The organism is Burkholderia sp. Leaf177, from assembly GCF_001424345.1.
Classification (GTDB): Bacteria; Pseudomonadota; Gammaproteobacteria; order Burkholderiales; family Burkholderiaceae; genus Caballeronia.
The window spans coordinates 50,938-77,565 of the sequence record NZ_LMPF01000026.1; the positions used below are offsets into that span (position 1 = coordinate 50,938).

Below are 26,628 nucleotides of genomic sequence, written 5' to 3' on the forward strand. Positions count from 1 at the left end.
GCTTTCCACCTTTCCGAGTCTACATTTCAGTCACACCACGGGCACGGCCCGCAACCAACTCAAAGGAGCTGAAATGTCTACAGTCGAAAAGTTCGAATACGTATTTCTGGGCGGCGGAAAAGGCGGCAAGACCCTCGCGATGGAACTCGCGAAATCGGGCAAGCGCGTAGCCGTGGTGGAAGAGGGCATGATCGGCGGATCGTGTATCAACATTGCCTGTATTCCGAGCAAGGCGCTGATCCAGAGCGCACGCATCATGCACGCGGTTCAATCGGCAGACATCCTGCAAGGCGGCACGTCGGATAATAAAGTCGACATGACGAAGGTGCATCGGCGGGTGCGCGATGTCGTGGACGGCATGGTCGATATCAACGCAAAAGCGTTCGCCGCATCGGGCTTCGACCTGATCCTCGGTACAGGACGTTTCGTAGCGCCGCGCCGCATCCAGGTTGCATTGAACGACGGACATGAACGTGTGGTGGAAGGCGATCACGTGTTCATCAACACGGGCACGTACGCGGCTGTTCCCGACGTCCCCGGACTGCGCGATGCCAACCCCATGACACACGTCGAAGCACTCGCGCTCGACGCCTTGCCGGAACATCTGATCGTGATCGGCGGCGGTTATATCGGGCTGGAAATGGCGCAGGCGTTCCGCCGGCTTGGCAGCAAGGTGACGGTCGTTCAGGAAGCGGCGCGCGTTGCCGTGCGCGAAGACGCGGACGTAACCGATGCTATCGAGTCCGCATTCGCGAACGAAGGAATCGACGTGCGTGTTTCAGTGAAGGCGCTGCGTGTAAGCGGTCGCTCGGGTGAATCCGTCACCGTCGAGCTCGACGATGGTTCGAGCCTCAACGGATCGCATATTCTCGTGGCGACCGGACGCGTGCCGCGTACTACGAACATCGGCCTGGATGTGGCGGGCGTCGAACTCGATGCACGCGGTTTCATCAAGGTCGACGAGCGCCTCGCTACGTCCGCGCCGAACACCTGGGCGATCGGCGAAGTGGCCGGTACGCCGATGTTCACGCATGCATCGTTCGACGATTACCGCGTGCTGAAATCGCAACTCGCCGGCGGCACGCTGACCACGCGCGACCGCGTGATTCCGTACGCGTTGTTTATCGAACCGGAACTGGCGCGCGTCGGCCTCAACGAAAGCGACGCACAACGCCGGGGAATCGCCGTACGCGTCGCCAAATTGCCGATGGCCGGCGTCCCGCGCGCTCGCACAACGGGCGACACACACGGTTTCATGAAGGCGGTCGTCGCTGCGGATTCGGACCGCATCCTCGGCTTCACGATGTTCGGCTCAAACGCCGGCGAGGTCGTGGCGGTCGTGCAAATGGCGATGCTCGGCAAGCTCCCGTACACCGCGTTGCGGGACGCAATCCTGGCGCATCCGACCATCGCGGAAGGGCTGAACCTGCTGTTCGCGAAGGTGCCGGAACGCGTGTGATTCAGCTGCGCACGGGCCCCGTCGATGCGCGTTGCACCAGCACCGGCTGGGGCGCAACGCGCATTGGCGCTGCCGTGTCGCGGCCGCCGTTTTCTATCAACGCTTCGAGCAATTCCACGGCCATGGCAGCGGCGGCATCGGTGGGAACCGCAATCGTCGATAAACCCGGCCGCGATTCCCGGGCAAGCTGAATATCGGTGATACCGATTACCGAAAGGTCTTGCGGAATGCGCATGCCGCGATCGGCCGCTGCGTGCATTGCGCCGAGCGCGGGCAGGTCGTTGGTCGCGAAAATGGCGGTGAGGTCGGGGCGCGCGCTCAGCAATTCGGATGCAGCTTCATAACCGCGTTGTACTTCGTCCCGGGTGAAGCGGACGTCGTGGTCCGGATGCGCAACGCCCGCCGCTCGCAGCGTGTTGCAGAACCCTTCGTACCGGGCCGCTTGCACGCCTTCGCGCTGGCTCCCGACGATCGCGCCAATTCGCGTATGTCCGAGATCGAGCAAATGCTGCGCGGCGAGCGTTCCCGCCGCAAAAAAATCGACGGCCACACAAGGCAGTCCCGGCGATACATCCGGCCGTTCCCACATGCACAACACAATCGGCGTGCCGCGCGCGAGAGTTTTCTCGAGGTCATCGAAGTCGAGCCGCGCATTCATCACGAGCACCCCTTCCGATAACGTCCCCGCAATCTGATCGAGATACGCACGTGCGATCACGGGATCTTCGTTGGTGTTGCAGACGATCAGGAAGCGGCCGTTCTTGCGCGCCGCGCGTTCGGCGGCGAGCGCAAATTCGGGATAGAACGGATTCGCGATGCTCGACACCATCAGCGCGAGCGTCGGCGCACTGCCTTCAGCGAGCGCGCGCGCTGTCAGATGCGGCCGATATCCCAGCGCGTCCACCGCTTCGAGCACGCGTTGCCGCGTCGCGTCGCCAACCTTGCCGCGTTTGCGCAGCACGTTGGAAACGGTGGCGGGCGTGACGCCCGCGCGCGCGGCAACTTCGGCCAAAGTGGTCATCGGATCTCGGTGGAAGGGTTAACACTAAGCAGAACGTCGCCTAAGGTCTGCGATCTCGACGCCATGTGCAAGCATCGCTCACCGTTCTCATATTTTGGGATGGTTTCCCGGCATTTGTGTAATTCTGCGGAGACGGCTAGATTTGCGTCCAAGGCAGATCAAAAACACAAGACGGAGACAGCCAGACAAAGCGATCCTATAGATGGATCGTTTTTTCACCGGCAGAAGGTTAAGCGCTTAACCTTCGTTTGTCTCCTCGGTAAAACACGGAGACGTCGGCATGGCGAGCATCTCTTTACGAGCAGTACAGAAAGCGTATGGCGACCACGCGCCCGTGATTCGCGATGTCGATCTGGAGATCGGCGCGCACGAGTTCTGCGTGTTCCTCGGTCCATCGGGATGCGGCAAATCCACGCTCTTGCGCATGATCGCCGGTCTGGAAGACATCACCGACGGCGACCTGTATATAGACGGGAAACTCGTCAACGAAGTACCCGCCGCGCAGCGCGGCGTGGCAATGGTGTTCCAGAGCTACGCGCTCTTTCCGCACATGACCGTCTACCAGAACATGGCGTTCGGGCTGACGCTCGCGAAGACGCCAAAAGACGTCATCGATCAAAAGGTGAAGGAAGCCGCCCGCGTGCTGCAGCTCGAAGCGCTGCTCGAACGAAGGCCGAAGGAGTTGTCCGGCGGACAACGTCAGCGGGTTGCGATCGGACGGGCGATCGTACGTAGTCCGAGCGTATTTCTTTTCGATGAACCGCTTTCCAATCTCGACGCTACGCTGCGCGGACAAACGCGCGTGGAGATCGCGCGCCTGCACAAGCAATTCGATAAAGCCAGCGTGGTCTACGTGACGCACGATCAGATCGAGGCCATGACGCTCGCCGACAAGATCGTGCTGCTGCACGCCGGCGCCGATACCGCCAAGTACGGCAGCATCGCGCAAGTCGGCGCGCCGCTTGAGCTGTATCACCGGCCGAAGAGCCGCTTCGTGGCGGGGTTTATCGGCTCGCCGCGAATGAATTTCCTGCCCGCGCGCGTGATTTCGGCGAATGGGGAAAGTGTGTTGATCTCGCTCGATGGCACCGGCGAACAAATCGAAGTCCACGCCAACGGCGACGCGTTGAAGCCGAATCAGACCGTGACGCTCGGTATTCGTCCTGAGCATCTCGAACCAGTCGCGAGCAACGTCCAGCCGCAGCACATCACGCGCACGGTGTCGCTTGTCGAGCAACTTGGCGAGCACAGCTACCTGCATCTGGAACAACCCGGCGGCGCGGTTCTCATCGCCAAAGCGCCCGGCGACAAGACGCCGAAGCAAGGCGAAAACGTCGCGTTCAACGTGCCGCCCGCATCCTGTCATCTATTCACCGAAGACGGTTTTGCCGTCACGTCGGCCGCCATTCCTCACTTTGCGTAGGAGCGCTTCGTATGCGTCTTGGAGTCTGTTATTACCCGGAACACTGGCCGGAGTCGATGTGGGAAGACGATGCGGCGCGCATGAAGGCGCTTGGCATCGATCGCGTCCGGATTGCGGAATTTGCGTGGAGCCGGATCGAGCCGTCGCCGGGTGAATATCAGTGGGACTGGCTCGATCGCGCGATCGATACGCTTGGCCGCGCAGGCCTCAAGGTCGTCATGTGCACGCCGACCGCAACGCCGCCGAAGTGGCTGATCGATCGTCATCCGGACATCCTGCCGATAGGCGCGGATGGCCGTCCCCGCGCGTTCGGATCGCGCCGTCATTACGATTTTTCATCGCCTTCGTACTTCGAGGCATCACAGAAAATATGCACGGCGGTGGCCGAACGATACGGCAAACATCCCGCCGTCGCGTTCTGGCAAACGGACAATGAGTTCGGCTGCCACAACACGGTGGTAAGTTATTCGCCAGCCGCATTGCAGCGCTTTCGTGCTTGGCTGAAGCAGCGCTATGAAAGCATCGATGCGCTCAACACCGCGTGGGGCACGGTCTTCTGGAGCATGGAATATCGCAGCTTCGACGAGATCGATCTGCCGGTCGCGACCGTGACTGAGGCGCATCCGTCGCATCGGCTGGATTTCCGCCGTTTTTCCTCCGATGAAGTCGTGCGCTTCAACCGCATGCAGACGGACATCATCCGCGCGCATTCGCCGGAGCGTCCGGTCGCGCACAACTTCATGCAGCTCTTCACCGAATTCGATCATTACAAGGTCGCGGCGGACCTCGATATTGCGACGTGGGACAGCTATCCGCTCGGCGCGCTCGAAGAGCAATGGTTCGATCCGTCCATCAAGGCAAAGTGGCTGCGCACCGGGCATCCGGACTTTGCATCGTTCAACCACGATGTGTATCGCGGCATGTCGAAGCTGCCGTTCTGGGTCATGGAACAGCAACCCGGACCTGTGAACTGGGCGCACTGGAATCCGGCGCCGCTGCCCGGCATGGTGAAGCTCTGGAGCTGGGAAGCTTTCGCACACGGCGCGGGATGCGTTTCGTACTTCCGCTGGCGGCAGGCGCCGTTCGCGCAAGAGCAAATGCATGCAGGTTTGAATACGCCCGATAACCAGCTCGATCTGGGCGGCGAAGAAGCGTCGCTCGTGGCAAAGGAGATCGATCGCGTGGTGACGGAAGACGGCGAGTTGCCCGTTGCCGCAAAAGTCGCGCTTGTCTGGGACTATGAAGCGAAGTGGCTGTTCGAGATACATCCGCAAGGCGTCGACTTTCACTATCCGCGCTTTGCGTTCGAGTACTACAGCGCGCTGCGCAGCCTCGGCCTCGACGTCGATATCGTTCCGGTTGATGCGCCCTTCGATAAATACTCGCTGATCGTGGTGCCGCCGCTGCCCATCGTGCCGGATGACTTTGCCGCAAGACTTGCCGCGAGCGGCGCGCAAGTCGTGCTCGGACCACGCACGGGATCGAAGACGCAAAACCTGACCATTCCCGACACGTTGCCGCCGGGCGCGGAACTCGCCCAGCTGATTCCAATGCGCGTCTGGCGCGTGGAATCGATGCGTCCCAACGTGACCGAGAAGGTCGGCAAGCGCGGCGAAGGCCGTCATTGGCGCGACCTGGTCGAAGCGGGCGAAGGCGTGCAGATCGAAACCAATTTCGCCGATGGTCATCCCGCCATCCTGCGTCACGGATCGATCCGCTACCTGGCGAGTATTTTCGACGACGCCCTGACACAAGCCGTCTTCCAGGAAGCCGCGAAAGCGGCGGGGCTCGATGCAGAACCATTGCCCGAAGGCATCCGCATCAGCCGGCGCGGCCCGCTGACTTACGTCTTCAACTACAACACGACGGTCCACCGCATAACTGATGCAGCCAGCTTCATAGTCGGGCAGGAAGAGGTAGAACCGCAAGGCGTCGCGATTTACAAAGCAAACAACACTCATCGATGAGGAGACACGTATGAAAATTTCGATTCGACACGGCCTGACCGGCATGGCGTTAGCCGTTGCTTTGACTACAGCCAGCCTCGCGCAAGCGGGTACGCTGACGGTGAACATTGCGTTCAAGGGTGCAAGTCAGCGCACGGTCTGGCAACAGACCTTCGACGCGTTCAAGAAAGCGCATCCGGATATCGACGTGAAGGTGTCTTTCGTCGATGAAGAAGCGTACAAGGTCCAACTGCCCGGATGGCTCTCGACGGTCGCGCCGGATATTGTGAACTGGCATAACGGCGAGCGCATGGCGTATTACGCGAAACGCGGTTTGTTCGAAGACCTGACGCCCGACTGGAAGAAGAACAACTGGGATTCCATGTACGCGTCGACGAAAGAATCGTCCACGTACAACGGCAAGCAATACGCGGCGCCGACCGTGTATTACTCGTGGGGCATGTTCTACAGGAAGGACCTGTTCCAGAAGGCCGGCATCACCGCCGAGCCGAAGACATGGCCTGAATTCCTCGATGCCTGCAAGAAACTTCAGGCCGCGGGCATTGCGCCGGTCGCGGTCGCCGGCCGCGATGCATGGACGCTTGCCGGATGGTTCGATTACCTCGACTTGCGCATCAACGGCAACGCGTTCCACCAGAAGCTGATGGCGGGCGACGTGCCTTATACCGACCCGCGCGTGAAGAAGGTCTACACCGCATGGAAGGAACTGATCGACAGCAAGGTTTTTATCGACAACTCGCTTTCCTACGATCTCGACGCCGTGCAGCCGTTCCTGTTCCAGGGCAAGGCGGCCATGATGCTGATGGGCACCTTCATTACCGCCGGTTTCCCGCAGAACATCAAGCCGCAGATGGGTTACTTCCAGTTCCCGATCATCGACAGTCAAGTACCGACCGCCGAAGATGGTCCGGTGGAGTCGCTGCACATTCCGTCGAAGGCGAAGAACAAGGCGGACGCGCACACGTTCCTGGCTTTCGTGGAAACGCCCGAGATCAGCGCGCAGCTCGCGAAGGGTCTTGGGTCGTTGCCGGCGAACAGCAAGGCGCCCGAACCGGAAGATCCCATCTCGAAGATCGGCTTCCAGATCTTGTCGCAGACGAAGGGCGGTATCGCGCAGTTCTATGACCGCGACATGACCAAGGAAATGGCCGATGAAGGCATGAAGGGCATGCAGCAGTTCGTCTCCGATCCGACGAAACTGGACGCGATCCTGGCGCAACTCGAAGCCACGCGTAAGCGCATTTACAAGAAGTAAGCGGGACGGCGTCCCTTCGCGGGAAGGGGCGCTCTTTTTTGAAGGACCAGGAGCACCGTATGTCTGAAACCCTCAGCGTTGCAGAGCTCAAGCCGAAGCGCCGCAAGCGGATGTCCGCGACCGCGCGGCAGCAGCGGCTGGCTGCGTTTCTGTTCCTGGCGCCCGCGTGCATCATGGTCGCGATCTACGTGATCTGGCCGATCATTTCCAGCGTCACGCTCAGCTTCTACAACTGGGACGGGATGACGGAGAAAACCTTCGCGGGCTTCGATAACTACATCGAATTGTTTCAGGCGCCGACGTTTTATACAGCGCTCAAGAACAATGTCTTGTGGCTGATTCTGTTCCTGCTGGCGCCGCCAATGGGCCTCGCGGTCGCGCTTTATCTGAACCAGGCTGTGCGCGGCATACGCGTGGTGAAGTCGCTGTTTTTTGCGCCGTTCGTGTTGTCGGGTGTTGTGGTCGGCCTGATGTTCAGCTGGTTCTATGACCCGACCTTCGGCTTGCTGAAGGTCATTCTGGGCCACGGCGTTCCCGTACTCGGCGACGCGCGATACGTCACCTTCGGCATCATCTTCGCCGCGCTCTGGCCGCAGACCGCCTATTGCATGATCCTGTATCTCACGGGGCTGACGTCGCTCAACTCGGAGCAGATCGAGGCAGCGCGCATGGAAGGCGCGAAGGGCTGGACCATGCTGTGGCACGTGATCCTGCCGCAACTGCGCCCGACCACGTTCATGGCGATCGTGGTGACCATCATCGGTGCGTTGCGAAGTTTCGATCTGATCTCGGTGATGAGCGGCGGCGGTCCGTACGAAAGCTCGACCGTGCTCGCCTATTACATGTACGACCAGGCGATCAAGTATTACCGCATTGGTTATTCGGCCGCGATTGCCGTCGTGCTGTTCGCCATCATGATGGTGTACATCGTTTATCACTTGCGCAGAATGCTGCGGACCGAACGTTAAGAAGTCAGGAGCGCTTTATGTTTCCGATGCCCGTCGCCAAATGGAAGCCCGTCAACCGGGCGCTTTACAAGCTGTCGCTGCCGGTCGCGCTGGTGATCTGGCTCTTGCCGTTGATCGCGGTGATGGTCACCTCCATTCGTTCCTCCGATGAACTCGTGGAAGGCAATTACTGGGGTTGGCCGCGGCACTTTTCGCTGATCGCGAATTACAGCGATGCATTGACCACGTCGCCCATGCTTCACTACCTGTGGAACAGCGTGCTGATCACGGTGCCAGCGGTTATTGGGTCGATCGTGCTTGCGTCCATGGCCGGTTTCGCGTTGGCCATCTATAACTTTCGCGGCAATACGGCGTTGTTCGCGACGTTCGTGGCAGGCAACTTCGTACCTATCCAGATCCTGATGATTCCCGTGCGCGATCTGTCGTTGCAGCTTGGCATCTTCAATACGGTCGGTGCGCTGATCCTGTTCCATATCTCGTTTCAGACGGGTTTTTGCGCGCTTTTCCTGCGCAACTTCATCAAGCAGCTGCCATTCGAACTGGTCGAGGCGGCGCGCATTGAAGGCGCGAACGAATGGACGGTTTTCTTTCGGATCGTGCTGCCGCTGATTCGTCCGGCGTTGGCGGCGCTTGCCATTCTCGTCTTCACGTTTGTCTGGAACGATTACTTTTGGGCCTTGTGTCTGACGCAGGGCGACGAAGCCGCGCCGATCACGGTCGGCGTGGCCGCGCTCAAGGGCCAATGGGTAACGGCGTGGAATCTGGTGTCGGCCGGGTCGATCCTGGCGGCGCTCCCTTCGGTGCTGATGTTCTTCGCAATGCAGCGGCATTTCGTGGCTGGCCTGACATTCGGGGCAACGAAGGGCTGACGGTTTCACGCGCCGCCGGTGAATGCAGCCGATTTTGCCGGCGGTTCTGCATAGGAATGGATCCGCTCGACTCCATTAATTTTTACGATGGAAAGATGTATTGACGCAAATCTGGCTCGGCGTCAAAATATTTCCACTGTAAAGATTAACTGATTCAAGGAGATGACCATGTCTATCGAAGCTATTTTGCAAGGCACGCCGGTGTGGGTCTGGTTCCTGTTGGCGTATCTGCTCTCGCGCGGTTTCAAGGCGATGCAAGGCGCCACAGCACCGCTTGGCAAACTCGCGATCGTGCCGGTCGTGTTTGCCGCCTGGGGTTTGCTGCATTTGATGAAAGAACCGGCTGCTGGATGGAATACCGGGCTGGGCTGGATAGTCGGCGCGGTGGCCGGAATCGGGATAGGCGTCGTGCTGGCGCGTCGGTCAGGGCTGACGGTGGATCGCGTGAAAAAGACGGTGACGCTGCCGGGTTCTATCGTGCCGCTTGCCCTGATGTTGCTAACTTTTGCGTCGAAATTCTGGCTTGGCGTCGAACTGGCAATTACACACGCTGGAACGGATTCGCTCTACGTTGTGCTCGACGGTCTGGTTTCAGGTCTTGTCGCCGGGATTTTCGCGGGACGTTTTCTGGTTTATTGCCTGGCGTTCAGGCCGGCTTCGGCTTCAGCTTCGACGCTCGCTTCACCGGAGACGCTAGCCGAACGCGTTTGAGCGTGTACTCAAAACGCGTGGTTTCAATCCGATTTACGCCGTACCGGAACCGGAAGCCCATGTTTTGACGGCACGCTTGCGCCGGTGCCGGTGAAAATCGCCTGAGCCGCCGATGCCCGGTTCAATTCATCCGACGCTGAATTCGGCAATGCAATCGAGATGAAGAAAACCGCCAGCATGGCAATCAGTATGGATGCAAGCCAGGTGGTGAGGTGAATCATGGGTTTTCTCCGGGATCAGGTTCGAGCGCTGCGGGATATATAGCAATGAGCGGGCCGCGAACGACATCTTCAGATTAGACCGGTCCGCCGTTTCGTGCAGCCCTACTTACGCGGGGACTCGAAGCAGGGTTCCGTCGCTGACGCTGTCGCGAAGGACACTCGAATCACTGTGAAATCGGCCATGCACGGCCTATAACTGAAGGGCAGGGCGGACCGATCGCCTTTTGCCTGTCAGGCCTTGCCACGTGTTTGCAAAGCACGTGCAGAAAAGTGGCGAGCCGCTCACAGAAAGCTTACGGGTGACGCGCCTGGTTTCGAGGAGTATCGAAATGAAAACCCGTTTCTTCTTTGTGGGTGGCGCGCTGCTGGTTGCAATGGCGGGAAGCGCGATTGCGCAGGAAAGCCAGCAGGACACTCAGTCGCAAGCGCAATCACAGGCGCAATTACAAGCCCGTCCGGCCGGACAAGCCGGCGTTGCGCACGACGCGAACATGTCGGCGCAGGCCACGTCCGACACATCGTATGGCGGCATGCCCGATACACGCGGCGCCACGAGCAATATGTCACGCCCGCGGCAATGCGTGGGCGGATCGGTGCAATGCGATGTATTTTTTGGTCACTGACCGGACACTTTGCCGAAGTCGGTATCGAGCCGGGCAAGCGAACTCGAAATGTGCGCGCGATTGTCCTTGATCCACTTGCCCTGATCGGCCACGCGTTTGTTCGCGTCATTTAGCATCCGCGCCATTTCGGCCGGTTGCGGGCCGCCCGTTGTCGCGCGATTGTTGACGATTGCAACCGGATTCAGCGTCGAGCGGAATTCGGCTTCGCTCATTGGCAGATCGCCCGCGTAAGGCGTGCCGGCGACCGTCTGCGTGTAGATGCGCTGTGCGTCGGCGTAAGGAAAGTCGAGCGGCTTGATGTCCTTTTGCCGCGCGAATTCCACCACGGTCGATGCGAAATGGTGCCCGACGCGAAACGGCAACTTGTATTTGCGCATGAGCACATCGGCGACTTCCTGCGACGCAGTCCAGTCACTGTTGAGTTCTTCGAGCGCGCGTTCCGGATTGATCACGAGCGAGTTCATCACTTCGTTCCAGCCCTTCAGCGCGGCAATGCCGCTTTCGATCATCTCGGTGTTGGCTTTCACGTCCTTCGGATCGCTCATGCCGGGCGGCAGGTTGTGCGCCAGCATGACCACGCCCTCGGCCTGCGATATCGCCGTCGATGCGTCCGTGCGCGTGCGGATCAGCAATCCCGGGTTGCGCTTTTGCGGCATCGCGCTCGATACATATGTGTTCGCGCCGCCTTCCTGCAAGAGTATCCACGGACGCGATTCGGCGTATTGCGTCATCACGTCCTGGATGAAACTGCCGGTATGCAACCCGACGCTCGTGACAATGGCGCCGGCTTCCACGGGTTCATCGACGGAGGAAATTTGCGACGCGTCGTATGCGTTATCCACGATCGCGTTGAAGCCGAGATACTTCGCCATGCGTTCGCGATCGAGCGGCCAGCTCGTGCCGTTGAGCACCGTTGTTCCCATCGACGAACGGTCCACGCGCGCGTACGCCTCGCGGATTCGCTGTGCATCGCGATCGAGTCCTGCAACGTAGCCGAGCAGATAGTGGCCGTAACTGTTGGGCTGCGCCGCCACGCCGTTCGTGTAATTCGGCACGACGGTGGCTTTGTATTTATCGGCGAGACGCACGATGGTCGCAGTCGTCTGGTTCAGTTGATCGGCAAGGTCGAGCAGGTCGTCGCGCAAAATGGCCGAGCGATAGGTCGCGTGCATATCCTGGCTCGAACGGCCGGCGTGCAGCAACGTGATGTCCTCGCCGGCGGCTTTGATCAAAAGCGGCTCGAACGTGATCACCGTCTTCGGACGCTTGGCGCCCGGCTGGTTTCCATCCGCGATAACCTTGGCCACGCCCGCGGCCAGACGCGGCGCCATGGATTTGTCGAGCAAACCTTCGTCCGTGTTGATGACAACGGTTGCCTTGTTGATTTCGCCGAGCCAGAAGAATTCATCGTGGGGCGGGTTCTGTTGTGCAAACGCCGGCGCTGCGCACAGCAAAACGGCCGCCGGGAACGCCCAGCCATGCAGTCTCATGATAGGAATGGTCGCGGATTGGGAAGCCGCGATTATAGAAGCGCCGCGCGTCTCACGTGTTTTTCACGTGCTTTTCACGCGCTCGTGACGAGTTTCAACCCCGGCGGCAACGATTCGCCGAATACGCGGCCTTCGTCGGCTTGATCGAGTTCCACGACTTCACGCACCATCCCGATCCAGCTTTTCGGCGCGCCCGCATTTTCCAGCCGATGAACCACGCGCGCGCGAACGTCGTCGGGCAGATCGCGCGAACGGTCGCCGGTCAGACGCGCGATCTGCGCAGCGGCGAACGCCGCGGGTTCGACCTTCTTCCAGTCGAGCGCAACAATTCTATCGAGCCATTGCGTGGCGATATCAGGCGGCACCACGCCGTGCGCGCTGCCGTAGAACGGACGGCGCGCGCCGAAGCGCCCGATCGCCCACCATCCCTGATGATTTTCCGACGGCTTTGCGAGCCGCGCGAACAGCTTTTGCGCGGCGTCGATCTTGCGTTCTACCGGCACGCGTTCAAGCGATGCCGTGAGCCGCACCATATCGGCGTAACCGGTTTTCGATGCATCGAAGGGCGCTTTGGTTTTCGTGCGCGACGCGGCGATGGACTGCACGTAATCGACGGCATCGAGCACGGCGGTTTGCTGATCCGCGTTCAAGCCGCCCGCCGCGCGCCGCCACAAGGTCCACCATTCCGACCAGACCTGGGCGTCGTTGAGATACTGAATACCGTCGTCGAACAGGGACCAGAGTTGTTCGACGCGCCATTCATCGAGCGGATAACCAAAGCCCGGGCGCAGGCAATAACCGGCGAGATTCAGCCACAGGCGTTCGTGATCCGCCGAGCGCCGCCGCCGTCGCGCGCGTTCCCACAGCGCGCCGAACAGTTCGCGAAGCAGCGCGCTGTCCCACGTATCGCGCGGGCCGAGAAGATGTTCGAGTTGCGCGCGCAGGCGTTTGACTTCCTTCGGGTCCACGTCGTGCGCGCGGTCGCCGAACGCGCGGTCGATCTGTTCGAGCGCCTTGTCATACGATGGATGAAGCACCTGCACAGTCGACGAGTCGGCCGGGGCTTCGCGGCGCAGCTGGAATTCGAGCTGCCATCGCCGGGATGGATCGGTTTGATCGATGCAATGCACTTCCAGCGTTCCGAGCTCCGTCAACGACGCCGAAAGCTGCACCCGCGTTTCGCGCGGACCTTTCGCCGAGCGCGGCTGGACGACGGTGGCGATCGGCGGAAGCCGGACGAAGTCGCCCGCGGAAAGATCGACGAGTTCGCCCGGCTGATAAACCCTGTCTCCCGTCGATGAAACCAGATGGAACCGGACCGGATGTCCAAGCAGCAGCGTGAACACGCGATCCTGAAGAAACACTTCGCGGCCTTCTTCCGTGCCGCGCGGCAGGAGACAAATGCCTTGCTGGTTTTTGTGGTCGCCGCCAACTTCATCTTCCAGCACGAGGAAGTAGCTGCGCGCCGCGCCGCCGCCAATGCGCGGTCCAATCCCGCCGCGCGCGAGGCCATACGCGACCGCGCCGCGTGCCACCGCTACATCCGGATTGTCGTTGTGCAGCGCGTGGAGCGGTTTGCCGCGCCATGCGCCGAGGGTATCGGTGAGACGCGCGACAAGCGCCTCTGCGCGGAACACGCCGCCGTTGAGCAGCAGGGTGTCGGGGACCGGTAAGGTGACGGCATCGGCATCCGGCGCGCCCAAAGCCTCGCGCGATTGCGTCGTGTGCTGGTTGAGGAACGCCGCAATGTGGCGCGTGATGCCGGCATCGTTCGCGTAAGGCAAGCCGAACTCGACAATCGCGCTGCGCGAGCGCCGCGGCCGTTCATCCGATGCAACCGTCGGGAAAAATCCATCGACGATGATCTGTTCCACTTCGCGCCGCGTCACTTCGACCGAACGCGCGCCGCCGATCATCCGCGATCCCGCGCCCAGCAGCGTGATCGACATGGCTTCCGGCGCGTTTGTGCCGAGCAGTTGTTCCTTGGCGGCGCGGCATCGTTCGACCAGTTGCGACAAACTTCCCGCCGATAACTTCGCCGCCGACGTCGCCATCCGCGCTTCGACGAGATGGGCGAGCGCCAGATCCATGTTGTCGCCGCCGAGCATCAGATGATTGCCAACGCCGATACGTGTCAGCGCGGGCTCGCCGTCTTTCAGCTCGACCTTGATCAACGTGAGGTCGGTCGTGCCGCCGCCGACATCGCAAATCAGGACGAGACGCGTCTGCGCCAGTTCGGTATCGAGCGTGGCGCGATGCTGGAACAACCAGTCGTAAAACGCCGCTTGCGGTTCCTCGAGCAAACGCAATTGCGGCAAACCGGCCATGCGCGCGGCTTCGAGCGTGAGGGCGCGGGCGCCGTCGTCGAAGGAGGCGGGCACTGTCAGCACCACGTCCTGCGTTTCGAGGCGCGAGTGCGGGAAATGCGCATTCCACGCGGCGCGCACGTGGGCGAGATAACTGGCGCTCGCCGCAACCGGCGAAACTCGGCTGACGTCATCCGGCGCGCCCCACGGCAGGATTGGCGCAACCCGATCCACCGATGCATGCGACAACCAGCTTTTCGCGCTCGCCACGAGCCGGCCCGGCACTTGTGCGCCGAGCGTGCGCGCAAGGCGGCCGATCACCGCTTGCGGACCATCGGCGGGACGGGTTTCGCCCCACGGCAATTGAAGGTCGCCGGGATTCAATTCTCCTGGCGCCGGGTGGTATCGCGCGGACGGCAGCAGCGGCCGCCCCGCGACCTCGCCGGGACTTACGAGTTGATCGATATCGAAGACGCGGATTTCTTTCGAATCAGCGTCCGCGTAAGCCACGACCGTATTGCTCGTGCCGAGATCGATCCCGACGCAGTATTGCTTCATTGACGTTGCTTCATTCGCGTTCAGCCGTTCGCGCTGGCATTCGCGCGGACATCGAACTCGACCTTCCAGCGCTCGCCCGAATCGCGCGGCAAGGCTTCGAGCTCGAGCGTTCCGGCTTCGGTGATCCGCGCGTGCAGCTTCACGGGCACCACTTCGCCGGGCGTGCGGCCAACGGTTGGAAGTGTCGCCTGGATTTCTTCGAGTTCCTGCAATTCTTCGGGTCCCCAGAAGTCGAGCAACGTGCCGACCTGATCCTGTCTTCTCACCGATGAACCGAAGAACCGGAAATGCACCGGTTCGCCCACGACCAGCCCGAATTCCTGCGGCGGCAACGCGGCTTCCGTGCCTTCTTCCATGCCGAAGGGCGCAAGACAAAGCGCCTGAACAGGCGGTTCGATGCCGGGCACGGCGGGCATCGCCGATTCGATTGCGACGTAATACGAACGCGCCGTGCCGCCGCGAATCCGCACGCCCTTGCCGCGCCGGACATAACCGTAATACGCGGCGCCGCGCGCAACGGCGCGGTCGAGGTCGCCGCCCGCAAGCAGACGAGCCGGCGGCGCGTTTTCGGCCGCGAGCCAGCCGTTGACGGTATCGATAATGCGGCTGGCAAGCAGGTCCGACTTGAACACGCCGCCGTTGAACAGCACGGCAGTGGGATGGAGGAAACTGGCGCCATCGGGGAGCGTGTTTTGCAGGCCTTCGATCTCGTTCAGTGCGTTCACCTGACGGCCAAGGAACGCCGCGAGATGACGCGGAATGGCTGCGTCCTGCGCATATGGCAGACCGAGTTGCGTGAGGCCCACGCGTGCGCGGCTTACCGGCCGGTCGGCACGATCGGCTTGCGGAAAAAAGCCGTCCAGAATGGTTTGCGTGAGTTCGGCGCGCGTGAGTTCCGTGCGGATCGAACCGCCGATCAGCTTCGATCCCCGGCTCGGCACCACGAGCGGCACGGTTTCCGTGGCGGGATCGGTGAGAAGTGTTTCCTTCGCCGACCGGCACGCGTACGTGAGCGCGCGAAGCTGCCATGCGTCGGGTTGCGTGCCTTGCGTCGCGAGCTTGCGCGCGACCACGTAGGCGAGTGCGAGGTCCATGTTGTCGCCGCCGAGCAGGATGTGCTCGCCAACGGCAATCCGATGCAACTCCAGGTTTCCTTCGCGTTCGATCACCGCGATCAGCGAGAAGTCCGTGGTGCCGCCGCCGACATCGACGACGAGAATCACGTCGCCGACGCGGACCTGCTTGCGCCACTGGCCGTTGCTCATCTCGATCCAGCTATACAGCGCGGCTTGCGGTTCTTCCAGCAAGGTCATGCGGCCGAAACCCGCCGCGTCCGCCGCTTCGGCCGTGAGATCGCGCGCGGCGGGATCGAAGGAAGCGGGAATCGTGACAGTGATTTCCTGCTCACTGAACGGCGCCTCCGGATGCGCGTGATTCCACGCCTCGCGCAAATGCGTCAGGTAACGCACCGAGCTTTCGAGCGGCGAAACGCGCGTGACTTCGGGCGGCGCGTCGTTTGGCAAGATCGCCGCGCGCCGGTTGACGCCCGGATGGCAAAGCCAGCTTTTCGCACTCGATACCAGCCGGATCGGCGTTGCCGCCCCGCGATTGCGCGCGAGTTCGCCGACCGCGAAATCCCGCTCGGCCGTCCACGGCAGGTTCAGGTCGCCGGCGCTGAATTCGCTCGGATGCGGCAGGTAGAGAAACGACGGCAGCAACTCGAGTTCTTCGATTGCGCCCGGCCCGGTGAGCTGCGTGACCGGCAAGACGCTTTGCGCGGTTTTTTCGCCATCGCTCGCGGTGAGATCGACGTAGGAAAGCGCGCAATGCGTCGTACCCAGGTCGATGCCAATGGAATAGCGCGCGTCGCTCATAGTTCCACCTCGGCCGGCGCGATCACCGATGCATCGTGGCTTTCCATCATCTTCGGCAGGCGGACTTGTTCGACCTTCCAGCCGCGATGACTCAGATTCCCGCTGAACGGCGCCTGCCCGACCACGTTGCCGGTGAGGCGGATAGCGCTGGCATCGAAACCATCTTGCAGCGTCACGCGGCTGCCTTCGGCTTCCGTGCGTACCGGGTGGATGGTGAAATGTTCGCGCAGCGTTGTGCGGCAGCCGTCGTGGACGAGGCGCGCGGCGGCGCCGATCTCGGCATCGGAATAGGCGGCCACGTCTTCTTCGATGAAATCGATAAAGCGTGCGTCGCGCTGCAAAAGGCCGAGCAGTTGGAGGGCGGCGTCGGGGGTGGCTTCTTTTATCGTCCGGACTACGGGTGCGGGCGCGGGTGTAGGGGCGGCGGCCGGCGTTGGTGCAGGCGCGGCGGCTTCGCCGTTGCGCACGCGGCGCACGCCGGCTGCGACTTCGCGATCGCCCAGGATGGCGAAGAACGTTCCAACGGCCAGCGAAAATCTGCTGAGGAACGACGCATTCAAATCACTCATAAACGGCTCCTGATGTGCTTTTCGAGGACAACCTGTCCTTTGACACCGGCGGGACGCGCGCCCGGCGGGGTTTCTTGATTCGGTAATGTGATTGCAAGCTACTGGCGCAAGCCGCGCGCCACCGTGAACGGAAGGCGCGCAACGGCCGCGAAACCCGTATTTTGCCCTGAGGCGGGCATCGGACGTTCGATGAGCTTGATTTGGGCGCGAAAGGAAGCTTGGCGGGATCGATTATTCGATGGTGTTTTGCCCGCCATTACGTGATTTCAACGTTGCGATGACTCCGGCAAATCTTCGATGTCTTTGGCCCACGCAAGCGCCGAGCTGCACCAGCCTTGCTTGAGCGCGGGAATCTGCGCGCGTTGTGCAATCGCGCCCAGGCGGAGGTTGAACTGGGTGGGATTATCGGCGGCCGACGCGTAGATGGGCGTGCCGCAATCGGCGCAAAAAGCCTGGGCGCGTCGCGTACCGGAATCGGCAGTCTTGATGTAGATCTTCGGCTGGCCGCGCAAGATCCTGAAGTCGCCGGCCATTGCGGGAACGCTCGCGCGAAAGGGCGCGCCGGAAAGCGTCTGGCAATCGGTGCAATGGCATATCCCCGCCTTTTGGGGATCGACAATGGCTTCATAAGCAATGGCGCCGCAATGGCAACGGCCTTCTACTTTCATTTTTTGTCTCCTCGATTTCAAAGGTTCCATTACACCTGATCGGCTTTTTAAGTGTGCGTTGCGAATTGCGCTTTCACTCGGTTTCGTTGTCGTCGGTATCGGCGTTGGCGCCGGCCGCTTCATGATCCATCGCGGCGCTCGCCAGCGTGGTCGCAAACTCGGGATGCGCTTGCCTGCGCTCGCTGTAGCGGTCGGTCAGGTAATCCGAGCGATCGCGCACGAGCAGCGTGAACTTGTACAGCTCTTCCATTACATCGATAACGCGATCGTAATAAGCCGATGGTTTCATCCGCCCGTCCGCGTCGAATTCCTGCCATGCCTTCGCCACCGACGACTGGTTCGGAATGGTCACCATGCGCATCCAGCGGCCGAGCAGGCGTAACGCATTGACCGCGTTGAACGACTGCGATCCGCCGCATACCTGCATCACGGCGAGCGTTCGGCCTTGTGTGGGACGAACGCCGCCGCTTTCGAGCGGCAGCCAGTCGATCTGATTCTTGAAGACGGCGGTCAGCGTGCCATGGCGCTCAGGGCTGCACCACACTTGTCCTTCCGACCACTCCGAAAGCGCCCGCAGTTCGGCCACTTTCGGATGATCGGCCGTGACGCTGTCGGTTATCGGCAAGCCGTGAGGATCGAAGACCCGCGTTTCGGCGCCGAAATGGCGCAGGATGCGTTCGGCTTCGAGCGTCAGGAAGCGGCTGTACGACGTGGGGCGCAAGGAGCCATAAAGCAGCAAAATTCGTGGTGCATGTTGCGAAACCGCGCGCGGTTCGAGTTTGCGGAGATCCGGCGTGTCGAGATGCGGCGTGCTGACGTTCGGAAGAAGCTGATTCTGTATCATTCGGGAATCCTGATGTTTTGTTTTGCTTCGTACCCATGCTGCGACCGATTGACGACGCCATCGCCTTTGCGCATCGTGCGTATTTGGCCAGATATGACGCGATAAATCCAAACCATGTGCACGCGCCTCAAGCTGCATCGTCGCAGCAGCCCGGAAGCTCACTTGCTGCACATGGCGCGCCGGCGCAGCAATTCTCGGTCAGGAATCCGATCAGGCCCGTCATGGCATCGAAATTCGCGGTGTAGATGATAAAGCGGCTTTCTTGCCGAGGTTTCACCAACTCCGCATGCGACAAATCCTTGAGATGAAACGACAGGCTTGAAGGGGAAAGCCCGAGTTGCTTCGCTATTTCACCGGCGGCCATGCCGTCGGATCCGGCGACGACCAGCAAGCGAAAAATCGCGAGGCGCGATTCATGGGCAAGCGCGCCAAGGGCGCGTACAACGAGATCAGCGTTCATGCATCGAACGATAAAGCATTCGATTCGATATTTCAAGTATTGTTGAAATGATGGCTCGGTCTGGCGGTTCGATTGATTCGCTCGCGCGAGAAGAGAAGCTTCGTAGGCACAAGGCGAACAATTTGCGCCACGGAGCGTTCGTATCGACAATCGCTCCCCGGCAAACACAAACGAACCACTACTGCGGCAACGCCGCCATCGCAATCTTCCCGGCGTCATCGAGCTGCTCCACATGCCAGCACGTATCCATCAAATTGCGCGTTCGATCAGGCGAAAGAATGCCTTCGGCCAGATCCGAGAATTTTTTCTCGAGCTGTTGATCTGTCATAGGCACTTCGGTGCTGCCAATTGCATGCTGGATAAACTTATGCAGCTTCCGGCCATCCTTCAGCGTGATCGTCATGTCGACCTGTTCGGGTTTGATCGACGGGTCAATGATCGCGTTCACCTTGTCACGCAGCGCGATCGTTACCGGGTCGCGCACCTTGGCGTCGCTGAACTGCTTCTCGCCGGCAGCGCCATCGATAATGGCGATCGCCACCGCGTGATAGATGCTGAACTTGCCCTCCAGTCCAATCTGCGGCGTCTTCTTGCCAGTCAGTTCTATAACGAGCGGATGCACACGAAGGTCGATATGGTCGATCTGGTCAGCCGTCAGATGGTTTTGATTGCGAAGCTGGATTGCGGCGTCGATGGCCGGATGAATCACGATGCCGCACGCAAAGGGCTTGTACGTGTTCAACGTCGACTCGTAATGTGAACCCAGCCCTTCGGTGATTTCGCGGTAATCCTGTTTGGTGCTGATGGTGTTCGCCCAACCCCGTTTCGCTTCGATCATGCCATCGGAACTGGTGTAGTTTTTCTCTGCCAACAGCGCGGCGAAAATTCCGTTCGCGGCGGCGCGTCCCGGGTTGAAGCTCTTGTTCATCGAGCCGAACGATTCCCGCAACCCGACCGGCTGCGATGCCGCCAGTCCCAGCGCCCACACCATTTGCTGAACGCTCAAACCCATCAGCTTGCCGGTTGCCGCAGCCGCACCGAACACGCCGCATGTGCCGGTGATATGCCAGCCGACATCGTAGTGATTCGGGTATACGGCATTGCCTATGCGCAATTCCGTTTCCACGCCGAGTACCAGCGCGTTCAGAAAGTCCTTGCCCGACACCGGCCGATATTGCGAATACGCCAGGATTGCGGACACAACCGGGCCGGCTGGATGGATGATGGTCTTCAGATGGGTATCGTCGTAATCGAAGATATGACTGCTGACACCGTTGATGAACGCCGCATTCATGATGTCGAAGCGCTCCGTGCGGCCGAGCAGATTCGCTTGCGGTGGTCCGGAAAACGGGGTGAGCGCCGCGACCGCCCGGTTCACCGTTTCGTCATGCGAGCCGCCGACCGCGACGCCGACCCAGTTCATCAACGTCCGCACGCCTTCCTTGCGAGCTGCCGAGGGCAAATCCTGATAACCGGTTTTAACGATAAATTCCGCGAGGATGCGCGTGACCTTCGGCGGCCGCGGCTGCCGAAGCCGCGCTGCTTGCGTCCGGCGATTGCGCGAAGACAGTTGTGCTGGCGGTCGCCGATGCCAGCGCACCCACCGCACTGGTCTTCAGAAAATGACGCCGGTCGATCATGGACATAAGCCTGTCTCCTCAATTTTTGTGGCATCGTATCGACCAAAGTGTCGACACATTTTTACCAGTTTATCGAAGATGATTGCTGGATGGCAAGATTTCGGGAGGAGGTGTACACACTTTGGGCAACGCGAAAGGGATCGTTGGGCCTGCGGCATAAGCATCGCAACCGCCGCTTGCTAGAATCCAGCGCGGCCTGATTCTCGCAATACAGCACTCGAAAAGGAACGCGATGAACCACGATATCGACAGCAGCATGACCGAAGCGGACGGCGAATCGACGCCTGTTGCGGAGATCGTCGACTGGGTGGCGCGCGGCATTATCGAGGGCCGGCTGCTGCCGGGCGACGACTTGAACTCCGTGGATCTATCGAAGCGCTTCAACGTGAGCCGCACGCCGGTGCGCGAAGCGCTGTTCGTCTTGAGCCGCGAGGGACTCGTCGACTGGCCGCCGCGCCATCGGCCGCGGGTGTCGGCGGTCAAGCTGAAGGACGTGCGCGAGATCTATCAGTTGCGCGGAATTCTCTACGCACAAGTAGCGGCTGCGATAGTCGAGAACGCGACGCAAGCTGATATCGAATCGCTTTGGACAGCGCATGGCCGTCTCGCAGAGGTTGCGGAGCAGGGCGATGTGGACGGTTATTTCTGGGCGAACGTGGCGTTTCGCGATGAGGAACTTCGAGTGTGCGGCAACGGCATTTTCAAGGAAGTGCTGGATTCCCTGCGTATGCGCACAAACCGGTTGCGGCGGCTAAGTACGTCGCTTCCAGGACGTCTGCAGCGTTCTTGCGCCGACCATCAGCGGCTTTGCGAAGCGTATGCGGAACGCGATGGCGTGCTTGCTGCAGCGCTGAACCGGTCGATCGTGATGAGCGCACTTCAGGCGATCGAACTGGCGTGGGATCACGTGCCTGTAGGTAGCAGCGGTGTCATGCGGTGACTAGAATGCACCACGCGCCCTCGATGTAAAAGTCAGGGCACTGGAATATCTCGAAGTGAAACACGCGCTCCATTCAACGAATCTGTATTCTCGACCACAAGGCGCAAAGGCTTCGACCGGCCGCTGATGAACCCGCAATACCAGTTCCAGAATTCAGCGTCCGCATAGTCCGGGCAAGCGTCCAGGGAGTGTCCAAGACGGCCCGCTTTAAATCCTGCCTTCCAAGGGTTCTCGTCCATCGCAGCTGTCCGAGAAAATGTTCTCCACTCCTTAATGCTTCACTCCTCCTCACAGTTCTGTTCGCTGCGGCACATATGGGAACGACAGCATCGATCACGTTCGATCTGTTATCTGCACTTCAATAATCGATGCTTCCTCTTTGATCCATCGTTGAATCAAAATCGCATGCCAGCAAATATGTACGCCAAGTGCTTGCCGGCCTTTCCTCTCATGATCCGCAAACGAGTGTAGGGTCTGCCCAATCGGCCACGTCGTTGGCGACACCGTCTTGTGCATCGGTCACGACCAGCCGAAGAGTCTGATAACCGCTCAGGCTCACACGCACGGTTTTTGTCGGAGACGATCCGTTGATGACGCCGCTGTCATAGAGCATGGTGTTGTCGGCCCAGACCTGGAAGTCCACGGTCCCCGCGCCTTTCGCTGCAGCGTCCAGGCCGATATCGCTCTGGAACGAACTGCAGTGGCCGCCGAGACGATAAACCATCTGCGCCGGCGCGCTCACCGTCAAACCATCGCGATACGACGTTCCATTGACGATAACAGAGGCCGCCGCGATCGCGCCGACCGGCAAGGCATCGGTGCTCGGCCACACCTTGGCCGCGACCTGACCCGATTGCGTGCTCGCATAGATCCAGTTCTGAAGTGCGAGCGGCGCGTTGAGCGCAAGGGGATCGGTGCCCGTCAGCTTGAGCAGAACCACGCCGGTTGCCGGCACGCTGGCGCTGAAACTTCCAGACGATCCACCCGGCGACAGCACCGCGCCAGTCAGCAAATTCGTGACTTGCACGGGTCCGCTCAACGCGAGGTTGGCAAAGTTGACCGTGGCGGTGGCAGCCGCCGATCCACGATTGAGCATGGCGACAGCGCGCGTGCCGCTTGCTTGCAGCGGCTTGGTCCAGACCTGAAGCGTGGCGGAACTATCGGCGGAATCGGGCACCGCCTGCAAGGCCAGCGCGTCCTGACTCACCGAGATCGCCCCGGCATTGGTCAGCAACGCAAGCGTGCTGGCGCTCTGGCTGCGGACATCGTTACCTGCGTTCAGCGGACTCAACATCATTGCCCACATCGCAAAGTGCGCAGTGTCCTGATCCGGCGTCATGCCGCGGCCGACTTCCAGCATGTCCATGTCGTTGAAATAACCAGGAATTGTCCACGACGCGTCTTTCGCGCTGATATCGATAATCGATGTCACCGAAGCAAACGTATTCGTGATGTCCTGCGAGATGCGGGAGGTATCGGCATATGCGGGCACGTACAAGGTGCCGTCCGATGCAAAGTTGGTCGGCAAGGTCTGGTTCGCGCTGTACGGGTTGATGCTGAGGTACATCGGCCGGCCGGTCGCGGCGATGCCTGCGCGCATGGCCGGGAAGGCGCTGAGATTGCCGCCGCAATAGTCGAGCTTAATGTAGTCAACACCCCAGCTTGCGAAGGTCGCGGCATCCACACTTTCATGGCCCAGGCTGCCCGCGCCGACGCCTTGCGGATAGGTCGGCGGTCGCGTGCCATGCGCAAGCGCGGCGCAGGTGTTGGCGCCGCCGGACGTGTATAGCCCGAACTTCAATCCCTTGCTATGGACATAGTCCGCAAGCGCCTTGATGCCGCCTGGAAACGTGGCCGGATTTGCGAAAAGCTGGCCGGTGGCGGGATCGCGTCCGCCGACCCAACAATCGTCTTGCGTCACGTATTGATACCCTGCCGCGGCCATGCCGCTCGCGGCAATGGTGTCTGCTACCGACTTGATGACGTTCTCGTTGACCTTGCAGGCGAACGTGTTCCATGAGTTCCATCCCATGGGCGGCAACGCATAACGTACGGTCGCTTTTGCGATCCCGGCGTCGGGGCTGCCGGAAGAAACCGCGCCGCCATCGGAACTGTTCCCGCCGCAACTCGCGAGCAAGATAAGAGCTAGTAAAACGTGTACCAGGCCAACCGCACGCATCGTCATGTTCGTCTCCTGCTACTTTGGGTTCCTAACTAGTAGAAACCGGTACGTAGCTTATCGTGTTCCTATGTTGTGGAACAAGATTAGGACGTTTAGATAAACACATGCAAGACGCGGCGCAGCGAATCCACATACTAGGATTCGCTTTCGTCGGGGCGCGATATGACCGAGATTAACGAACGCTTACGTCGATGCTTTCATTTAGTGTGTGACGCATAGCCTTGGTTTACCCGGCTCGAACGCGTTTGCGAACGACGGGCTTGCGTTCTTCGAAGACAGCGTGTTGTTCAGTCGCCGGAAGCGCGTCTCTCGCGGCCTGAACGCCACGGCGCCATTGCTTCGAAAACGCCGTCGCGTCTTACCAATGCATGCAAAAGCGCGGCGGCCAGATGAACCACGATCAGCGCGAAAAAGCACAGCGCGAGCGCACGGTGCAGGTTCCACAGCACCGTGTGCAAACCATTGCTGTGCGGCAGGATGGACGGCAAATGCATGCCGAACACGACTACAGGATAGTCAGCCGCCGACAACATGCCCCAGCCGAGCAGCGGAAGGCCGATCATCAGCAGGTAGAACGCGAGATGCGAGAGATGGGCGGCGAGTTTCATCGGTTCAGGCATGGACGCCGGCAATGGCGGCGCACCACGCGTCAATCTCACCACCAGGCGAATCAACGCGAGCACGAGGATCACGATACCCAACGGCTTATGGATGGACACCAGCGAAAGATAATCAGGACGGACAGTGGACACCATCCCGACGCCGATGAAAAGCATCGCCAGAATGCAAATCGCCATGAGCCAGTGAAGCGCGCGCTGCAACGCGGTGAAGCGACCGTTGTTCGGGGTCATGGCGTGGCTCCTCCTGCCGGATGGCGCGGATAGTCCTTGTCCTCGGCGGTGCGCCGGTTGAACGAAACCGAATACGCGGCCGAGCGCGCTGCGGGAAACGGATCGTCCGAAACGTGCATGCCGCTCGGGAGTACGGTCGGGTCGAAGTTCAGATCGCGACATGGCCCGTCGGCTTCGGGTTCGATGGCGTTGACCACCAGCGTGCCCGCTTCAACTTTGCGTCGGTCGTCCGGCCAGGCCTTGCTCGGGTCGGCGGTCGGGTCACCGGGATTGGCAACGGTGACGACGAGCGCCCAGTTTTGTGGTCCGCTCTTCACGCGCTGCGTGATGTCCGTTTCGAGGAAGTCGGCGCCGCGCGCCTTCAATTGATCGGGAGACACGGCTTCGGCCTTCGCGGCCGGCACGAAGGACCAGCGCACGGTCTGATCCTCACCCGCGGCGTTGGTGAAGACGAAACTGTTCAGGCTGTTGTACTGCTCCTCCGCATACGAAGCCGTCCACGGTGCGCTGCCGGCCCACGCGCCAAAATGGCCGAGCTCCGGGTGAGCGGCCGCAAAATTCTTCATTGCGTCTGGATCGTTCGTTTTGGCCGATGCCTGAAGCAGGCCATAGAAGGCCTGAGGCGTGGCGACCGGGAAGAAGGGTGCGTCGATCATCGCCGCGCGCCATTCGCTTCCGCCTGGCGCAACGATGCGCAGGCTGAGGCCGCGTACCCGGACCATCGGGTCCTGCGCTTTGGGATCGGGCGTGGCGAGGTTGAATCGCCCGGTAACCGCATATGAGCCCGGTGCGAACATCGGCGCCTTCGATAAAGCCACGGCCGCGCCATTCGATTCGAAGCTGCCGGTAAAGCAGATGCCCTTGGCGTGATTGCGGCGGAATCCGAGCACGGGTCCGCCCGGAGGCGCCAGTGCATTGACTATCTTCGATGGTGTCAGTCGTCCTGGCGTGAGCCAGCCCGCCGTGAAGGCGAAGGCCGCGACCAGCGCGACCACGATGATTGCAATCAGGACCAGCGAACGAACTGCGGACGAACTGGAAGTCGGTGTCTCGGCCATCGATCTCTCCCGATCAATGATTCGGCTGGGCAGTTATCAAGCAGGGTGGCGACATAGTGCCATTGAACAGCGGAGCGTGCCAAGTAGCCGCGCGCTTGGGGCCCGGGCTGGTATCGTTTGACGAACGTCGCCGTCAAATTCCAATATGCCCGATCTCACCGATAACTCTCACCGCCGGCGCGCCTTTATTGCCGATACCACCGCGCTGATCCTGTTTTTCACGACCACGGGATTGATCAACGAGCGGTTTATCGCGGGGATGAGCTGGGATCAGGTGCTCCATGCACGCATCCTGGGCGCGGCCTTGATGGTCCCCGTAGGACGACCATACGGCGTCTGGCGCGACTATCTGATGCAACGCGCTCAAGCCGATAACCGGCTATCCCAGGTTCTGTGGGACGGCGTTGCGCTCGTCAGCTTCCAGGTCCCGATCTATGCAGCGATCATCGCGATAAGCGGTGCTTCGGGGCGCGGCTTGTGGTTCGGCATTCTGGGCGCGACCGTCATGATGCTCGTCCTGGGACGTCCTTATGGCGCCTTTCTGAACGCGGTAAGAAAGCTGTTCGGCCTGCCTCCCGGCGGCGCTCGTCCAATGAGCCTCGACACCTAGTTTCGCCATCGGGTTTTCCTCGCTTTTCACTCCAGACAATTGCGTGCCTTGTGCGTTTGCT

Annotated in this window: 22 protein-coding genes and 1 pseudogene; 10 read left to right on the top strand and 13 right to left on the bottom strand. The window is 60.8% G+C overall.

Translation table 11 applies throughout. The features are described from left to right. Positions 1-73 precede the first annotated feature (73 nt). The gene (locus ASG35_RS29370; protein ID WP_056366301.1) at positions 74-1,459 is read left to right on the top strand and encodes a dihydrolipoyl dehydrogenase family protein; all 1,386 of its coding nucleotides are present in this window, start codon (positions 74-76) and stop codon (positions 1,457-1,459) included. A gap of 1 nt (position 1,460) precedes the next feature. Here ASG35_RS29370 and ASG35_RS29375 read toward each other — a convergent pair whose 3' ends face one another. Next, positions 1,461-2,480 (bottom strand): LacI family DNA-binding transcriptional regulator, encoded by a 1,020-nt coding sequence (locus ASG35_RS29375; protein WP_056366302.1) that lies wholly within the window; start codon positions 2,478-2,480, stop codon positions 1,461-1,463. A 280-nt stretch (positions 2,481-2,760) separates the two neighbouring features. On the opposite strand from ASG35_RS29375, the gene ASG35_RS29380 reads away from it, so the two are divergent. The 6 genes from ASG35_RS29380 to ASG35_RS29405 all read left to right on the top strand — a co-directional run bounded on the left by ASG35_RS29380 (position 2,761) and on the right by ASG35_RS29405 (position 9,673). Then, positions 2,761-3,903 carry an ABC transporter ATP-binding protein gene (locus ASG35_RS29380; protein WP_056366303.1) on the top strand — a complete coding sequence of 381 codons (1,143 nt, stop codon included), beginning with the start codon at positions 2,761-2,763 and terminating at the stop codon, positions 3,901-3,903. Between the two features lie 11 nt (positions 3,904-3,914). Next, positions 3,915-5,870, top strand: coding sequence for a beta-galactosidase (locus ASG35_RS29385; RefSeq protein WP_056366306.1), 1,956 nt, complete (start codon positions 3,915-3,917; stop codon positions 5,868-5,870). Positions 5,871-5,880: 10 nt separating this feature from the next. Further along, positions 5,881-7,125 carry an ABC transporter substrate-binding protein gene (locus ASG35_RS29390; RefSeq protein ID WP_056366308.1) on the top strand — a complete coding sequence of 415 codons (1,245 nt, stop codon included), beginning with the start codon at positions 5,881-5,883 and terminating at the stop codon, positions 7,123-7,125. Positions 7,126-7,184: 59 nt separating this feature from the next. Next, complete coding sequence (locus tag ASG35_RS29395; protein WP_056366309.1) at positions 7,185-8,093, top strand: carbohydrate ABC transporter permease; 909 nt, start codon at positions 7,185-7,187, stop codon at positions 8,091-8,093. Between the two features lie 17 nt (positions 8,094-8,110). After that, positions 8,111-8,962, top strand: a complete 852-nt coding sequence (locus ASG35_RS29400) for a carbohydrate ABC transporter permease (protein ID WP_056366310.1) — start codon at positions 8,111-8,113, stop codon at positions 8,960-8,962. Between the two features lie 168 nt (positions 8,963-9,130). Continuing rightward, positions 9,131-9,673 carry a DUF6622 family protein gene (locus ASG35_RS29405; RefSeq protein WP_056366935.1) on the top strand — a complete coding sequence of 181 codons (543 nt, stop codon included), beginning with the start codon at positions 9,131-9,133 and terminating at the stop codon, positions 9,671-9,673. 23 nt (positions 9,674-9,696) lie between these two features. Here the strand turns inward: ASG35_RS29405 and ASG35_RS29410 are convergent, their stop codons facing one another. Further along, positions 9,697-9,894 (bottom strand): hypothetical protein, encoded by a 198-nt coding sequence (locus ASG35_RS29410; RefSeq protein WP_056366313.1) that lies wholly within the window; start codon positions 9,892-9,894, stop codon positions 9,697-9,699. A 329-nt stretch (positions 9,895-10,223) separates the two neighbouring features. Between ASG35_RS29410 and ASG35_RS29415 the strand changes: the two genes are divergently transcribed. Further along, positions 10,224-10,517 carry a hypothetical protein gene (locus ASG35_RS29415; RefSeq protein WP_156393435.1) on the top strand — a complete coding sequence of 98 codons (294 nt, stop codon included), beginning with the start codon at positions 10,224-10,226 and terminating at the stop codon, positions 10,515-10,517. Here ASG35_RS29415 and ASG35_RS29420 read toward each other — a convergent pair. From ASG35_RS29420 to ASG35_RS29455, 8 genes and pseudogenes are all read right to left on the bottom strand, one after another. Beyond that, entirely contained in the window at positions 10,511-12,007 is a 1,497-nt protein-coding gene (locus tag ASG35_RS29420; RefSeq protein WP_056366319.1) for a lyase family protein, read from the bottom strand. The genes ASG35_RS29415 and ASG35_RS29420 overlap by 7 nt on opposite strands. Before the next feature lie 74 nt (positions 12,008-12,081). Then, positions 12,082-14,871 carry an Hsp70 family protein gene (locus ASG35_RS29425; RefSeq protein WP_056366321.1) on the bottom strand — a complete coding sequence of 930 codons (2,790 nt, stop codon included), beginning with the start codon at positions 14,869-14,871 and terminating at the stop codon, positions 12,082-12,084. Positions 14,872-14,891: 20 nt separating this feature from the next. Continuing rightward, positions 14,892-16,745, bottom strand: coding sequence for an Hsp70 family protein (locus ASG35_RS29430; protein WP_056366324.1), 1,854 nt, complete (start codon positions 16,743-16,745; stop codon positions 14,892-14,894). Further along, positions 16,742-17,314: a DUF2760 domain-containing protein gene (locus ASG35_RS29435; protein ID WP_056366326.1), complete on the bottom strand. Its 573-nt coding sequence runs from the start codon at positions 17,312-17,314 to the stop codon at positions 16,742-16,744. Before ASG35_RS29435 ends, ASG35_RS29430 begins: the two co-directional genes overlap by 4 nt. A 266-nt stretch (positions 17,315-17,580) precedes the next feature. Continuing rightward, positions 17,581-17,982, bottom strand: a complete 402-nt coding sequence (locus tag ASG35_RS29440; RefSeq protein ID WP_056366328.1) for a GFA family protein — start codon at positions 17,980-17,982, stop codon at positions 17,581-17,583. Between the two features lie 73 nt (positions 17,983-18,055). Beyond that, a complete protein-coding gene (gene arsH / locus ASG35_RS29445; RefSeq protein WP_056366330.1) occupies positions 18,056-18,826 on the bottom strand; it encodes an arsenical resistance protein ArsH in 771 nt (256 codons plus the stop codon). Between the two features lie 127 nt (positions 18,827-18,953). Next, positions 18,954-19,286, bottom strand: coding sequence for an ArsR/SmtB family transcription factor (locus tag ASG35_RS31135; RefSeq protein ID WP_082508678.1), 333 nt, complete (start codon positions 19,284-19,286; stop codon positions 18,954-18,956). Between the two features lie 178 nt (positions 19,287-19,464). Next, positions 19,465-20,932: pseudogene (locus ASG35_RS29455) on the bottom strand (MmgE/PrpD family protein). A gap of 226 nt (positions 20,933-21,158) precedes the next feature. Between ASG35_RS29455 and ASG35_RS29460 the strand changes: the two are divergent. Next, positions 21,159-21,866 carry a GntR family transcriptional regulator gene (locus ASG35_RS29460; protein ID WP_056366335.1) on the top strand — a complete coding sequence of 236 codons (708 nt, stop codon included), beginning with the start codon at positions 21,159-21,161 and terminating at the stop codon, positions 21,864-21,866. Positions 21,867-22,314: 448 nt separating this feature from the next. Here the strand turns inward: ASG35_RS29460 and ASG35_RS29465 are convergent, their stop codons facing one another. From ASG35_RS29465 to ASG35_RS29475, 3 genes are all read right to left on the bottom strand, one after another. Continuing rightward, positions 22,315-24,051 (bottom strand): NPCBM/NEW2 domain-containing protein, encoded by a 1,737-nt coding sequence (locus ASG35_RS29465; protein WP_082508679.1) that lies wholly within the window; start codon positions 24,049-24,051, stop codon positions 22,315-22,317. A gap of 284 nt (positions 24,052-24,335) precedes the next feature. Further along, complete coding sequence (locus tag ASG35_RS29470) at positions 24,336-24,899, bottom strand: cytochrome b (protein WP_056366342.1); 564 nt, start codon at positions 24,897-24,899, stop codon at positions 24,336-24,338. Then, entirely contained in the window at positions 24,896-25,957 is a 1,062-nt protein-coding gene (locus tag ASG35_RS29475) for a catalase family peroxidase (protein ID WP_056366345.1), read from the bottom strand. The genes ASG35_RS29470 and ASG35_RS29475 overlap by 4 nt, the downstream gene beginning before the upstream one ends. 145 nt (positions 25,958-26,102) lie before the next feature. Here ASG35_RS29475 and alaE point away from each other — a divergent pair, with 145 nt between their 5' ends. After that, positions 26,103-26,567 (top strand): L-alanine exporter AlaE, encoded by a 465-nt coding sequence (gene alaE, locus ASG35_RS29480; RefSeq protein WP_056366347.1) that lies wholly within the window; start codon positions 26,103-26,105, stop codon positions 26,565-26,567. The last annotated feature ends 61 nt before the right edge of the window (positions 26,568-26,628 follow it).

What these genes read in the sequence shown, in the direction of transcription:
- ASG35_RS29470 (WP_056366342.1), bottom strand. Translation starts at nt 24,899, where the DNA reads ATGACCCCGAACAACGGTCGCTTCACCGCGTTGCAGCGCGCGCTTCAC.
- ASG35_RS29475 (WP_056366345.1), bottom strand. Translation starts at nt 25,957, where the DNA reads ATGGCCGAGACACCGACTTCCAGTTCGTCCGCAGTTCGTTCGCTGGTC.
- ASG35_RS29390 (WP_056366308.1), top strand. Translation starts at nt 5,881, where the DNA reads ATGAAAATTTCGATTCGACACGGCCTGACCGGCATGGCGTTAGCCGTT.
- ASG35_RS29410 (WP_056366313.1), bottom strand. Translation starts at nt 9,894, where the DNA reads ATGATTCACCTCACCACCTGGCTTGCATCCATACTGATTGCCATGCTG.
- ASG35_RS29400 (WP_056366310.1), top strand. Translation starts at nt 8,111, where the DNA reads ATGTTTCCGATGCCCGTCGCCAAATGGAAGCCCGTCAACCGGGCGCTT.
- arsH (WP_056366330.1), bottom strand. Translation starts at nt 18,826, where the DNA reads ATGATACAGAATCAGCTTCTTCCGAACGTCAGCACGCCGCATCTCGAC.
- ASG35_RS29375 (WP_056366302.1), bottom strand. Translation starts at nt 2,480, where the DNA reads ATGACCACTTTGGCCGAAGTTGCCGCGCGCGCGGGCGTCACGCCCGCC.
- ASG35_RS29465 (WP_082508679.1), bottom strand. Translation starts at nt 24,051, where the DNA reads ATGACGATGCGTGCGGTTGGCCTGGTACACGTTTTACTAGCTCTTATC.
- ASG35_RS29440 (WP_056366328.1), bottom strand. Translation starts at nt 17,982, where the DNA reads ATGAAAGTAGAAGGCCGTTGCCATTGCGGCGCCATTGCTTATGAAGCC.
- ASG35_RS29380 (WP_056366303.1), top strand. Translation starts at nt 2,761, where the DNA reads ATGGCGAGCATCTCTTTACGAGCAGTACAGAAAGCGTATGGCGACCAC.
- ASG35_RS29415 (WP_156393435.1), top strand. Translation starts at nt 10,224, where the DNA reads ATGAAAACCCGTTTCTTCTTTGTGGGTGGCGCGCTGCTGGTTGCAATG.
- ASG35_RS29435 (WP_056366326.1), bottom strand. Translation starts at nt 17,314, where the DNA reads ATGAGTGATTTGAATGCGTCGTTCCTCAGCAGATTTTCGCTGGCCGTT.
- ASG35_RS29385 (WP_056366306.1), top strand. Translation starts at nt 3,915, where the DNA reads ATGCGTCTTGGAGTCTGTTATTACCCGGAACACTGGCCGGAGTCGATG.
- alaE (WP_056366347.1), top strand. Translation starts at nt 26,103, where the DNA reads ATGCCCGATCTCACCGATAACTCTCACCGCCGGCGCGCCTTTATTGCC.
- ASG35_RS29405 (WP_056366935.1), top strand. Translation starts at nt 9,131, where the DNA reads ATGTCTATCGAAGCTATTTTGCAAGGCACGCCGGTGTGGGTCTGGTTC.
- ASG35_RS29395 (WP_056366309.1), top strand. Translation starts at nt 7,185, where the DNA reads ATGTCTGAAACCCTCAGCGTTGCAGAGCTCAAGCCGAAGCGCCGCAAG.
- ASG35_RS29425 (WP_056366321.1), bottom strand. Translation starts at nt 14,871, where the DNA reads ATGAAGCAATACTGCGTCGGGATCGATCTCGGCACGAGCAATACGGTC.
- ASG35_RS29430 (WP_056366324.1), bottom strand. Translation starts at nt 16,745, where the DNA reads ATGAGCGACGCGCGCTATTCCATTGGCATCGACCTGGGTACGACGCAT.
- ASG35_RS29460 (WP_056366335.1), top strand. Translation starts at nt 21,159, where the DNA reads ATGAACCACGATATCGACAGCAGCATGACCGAAGCGGACGGCGAATCG.
- ASG35_RS29420 (WP_056366319.1), bottom strand. Translation starts at nt 12,007, where the DNA reads ATGAGACTGCATGGCTGGGCGTTCCCGGCGGCCGTTTTGCTGTGCGCA.
- ASG35_RS29370 (WP_056366301.1), top strand. Translation starts at nt 74, where the DNA reads ATGTCTACAGTCGAAAAGTTCGAATACGTATTTCTGGGCGGCGGAAAA.
- ASG35_RS31135 (WP_082508678.1), bottom strand. Translation starts at nt 19,286, where the DNA reads ATGAACGCTGATCTCGTTGTACGCGCCCTTGGCGCGCTTGCCCATGAA.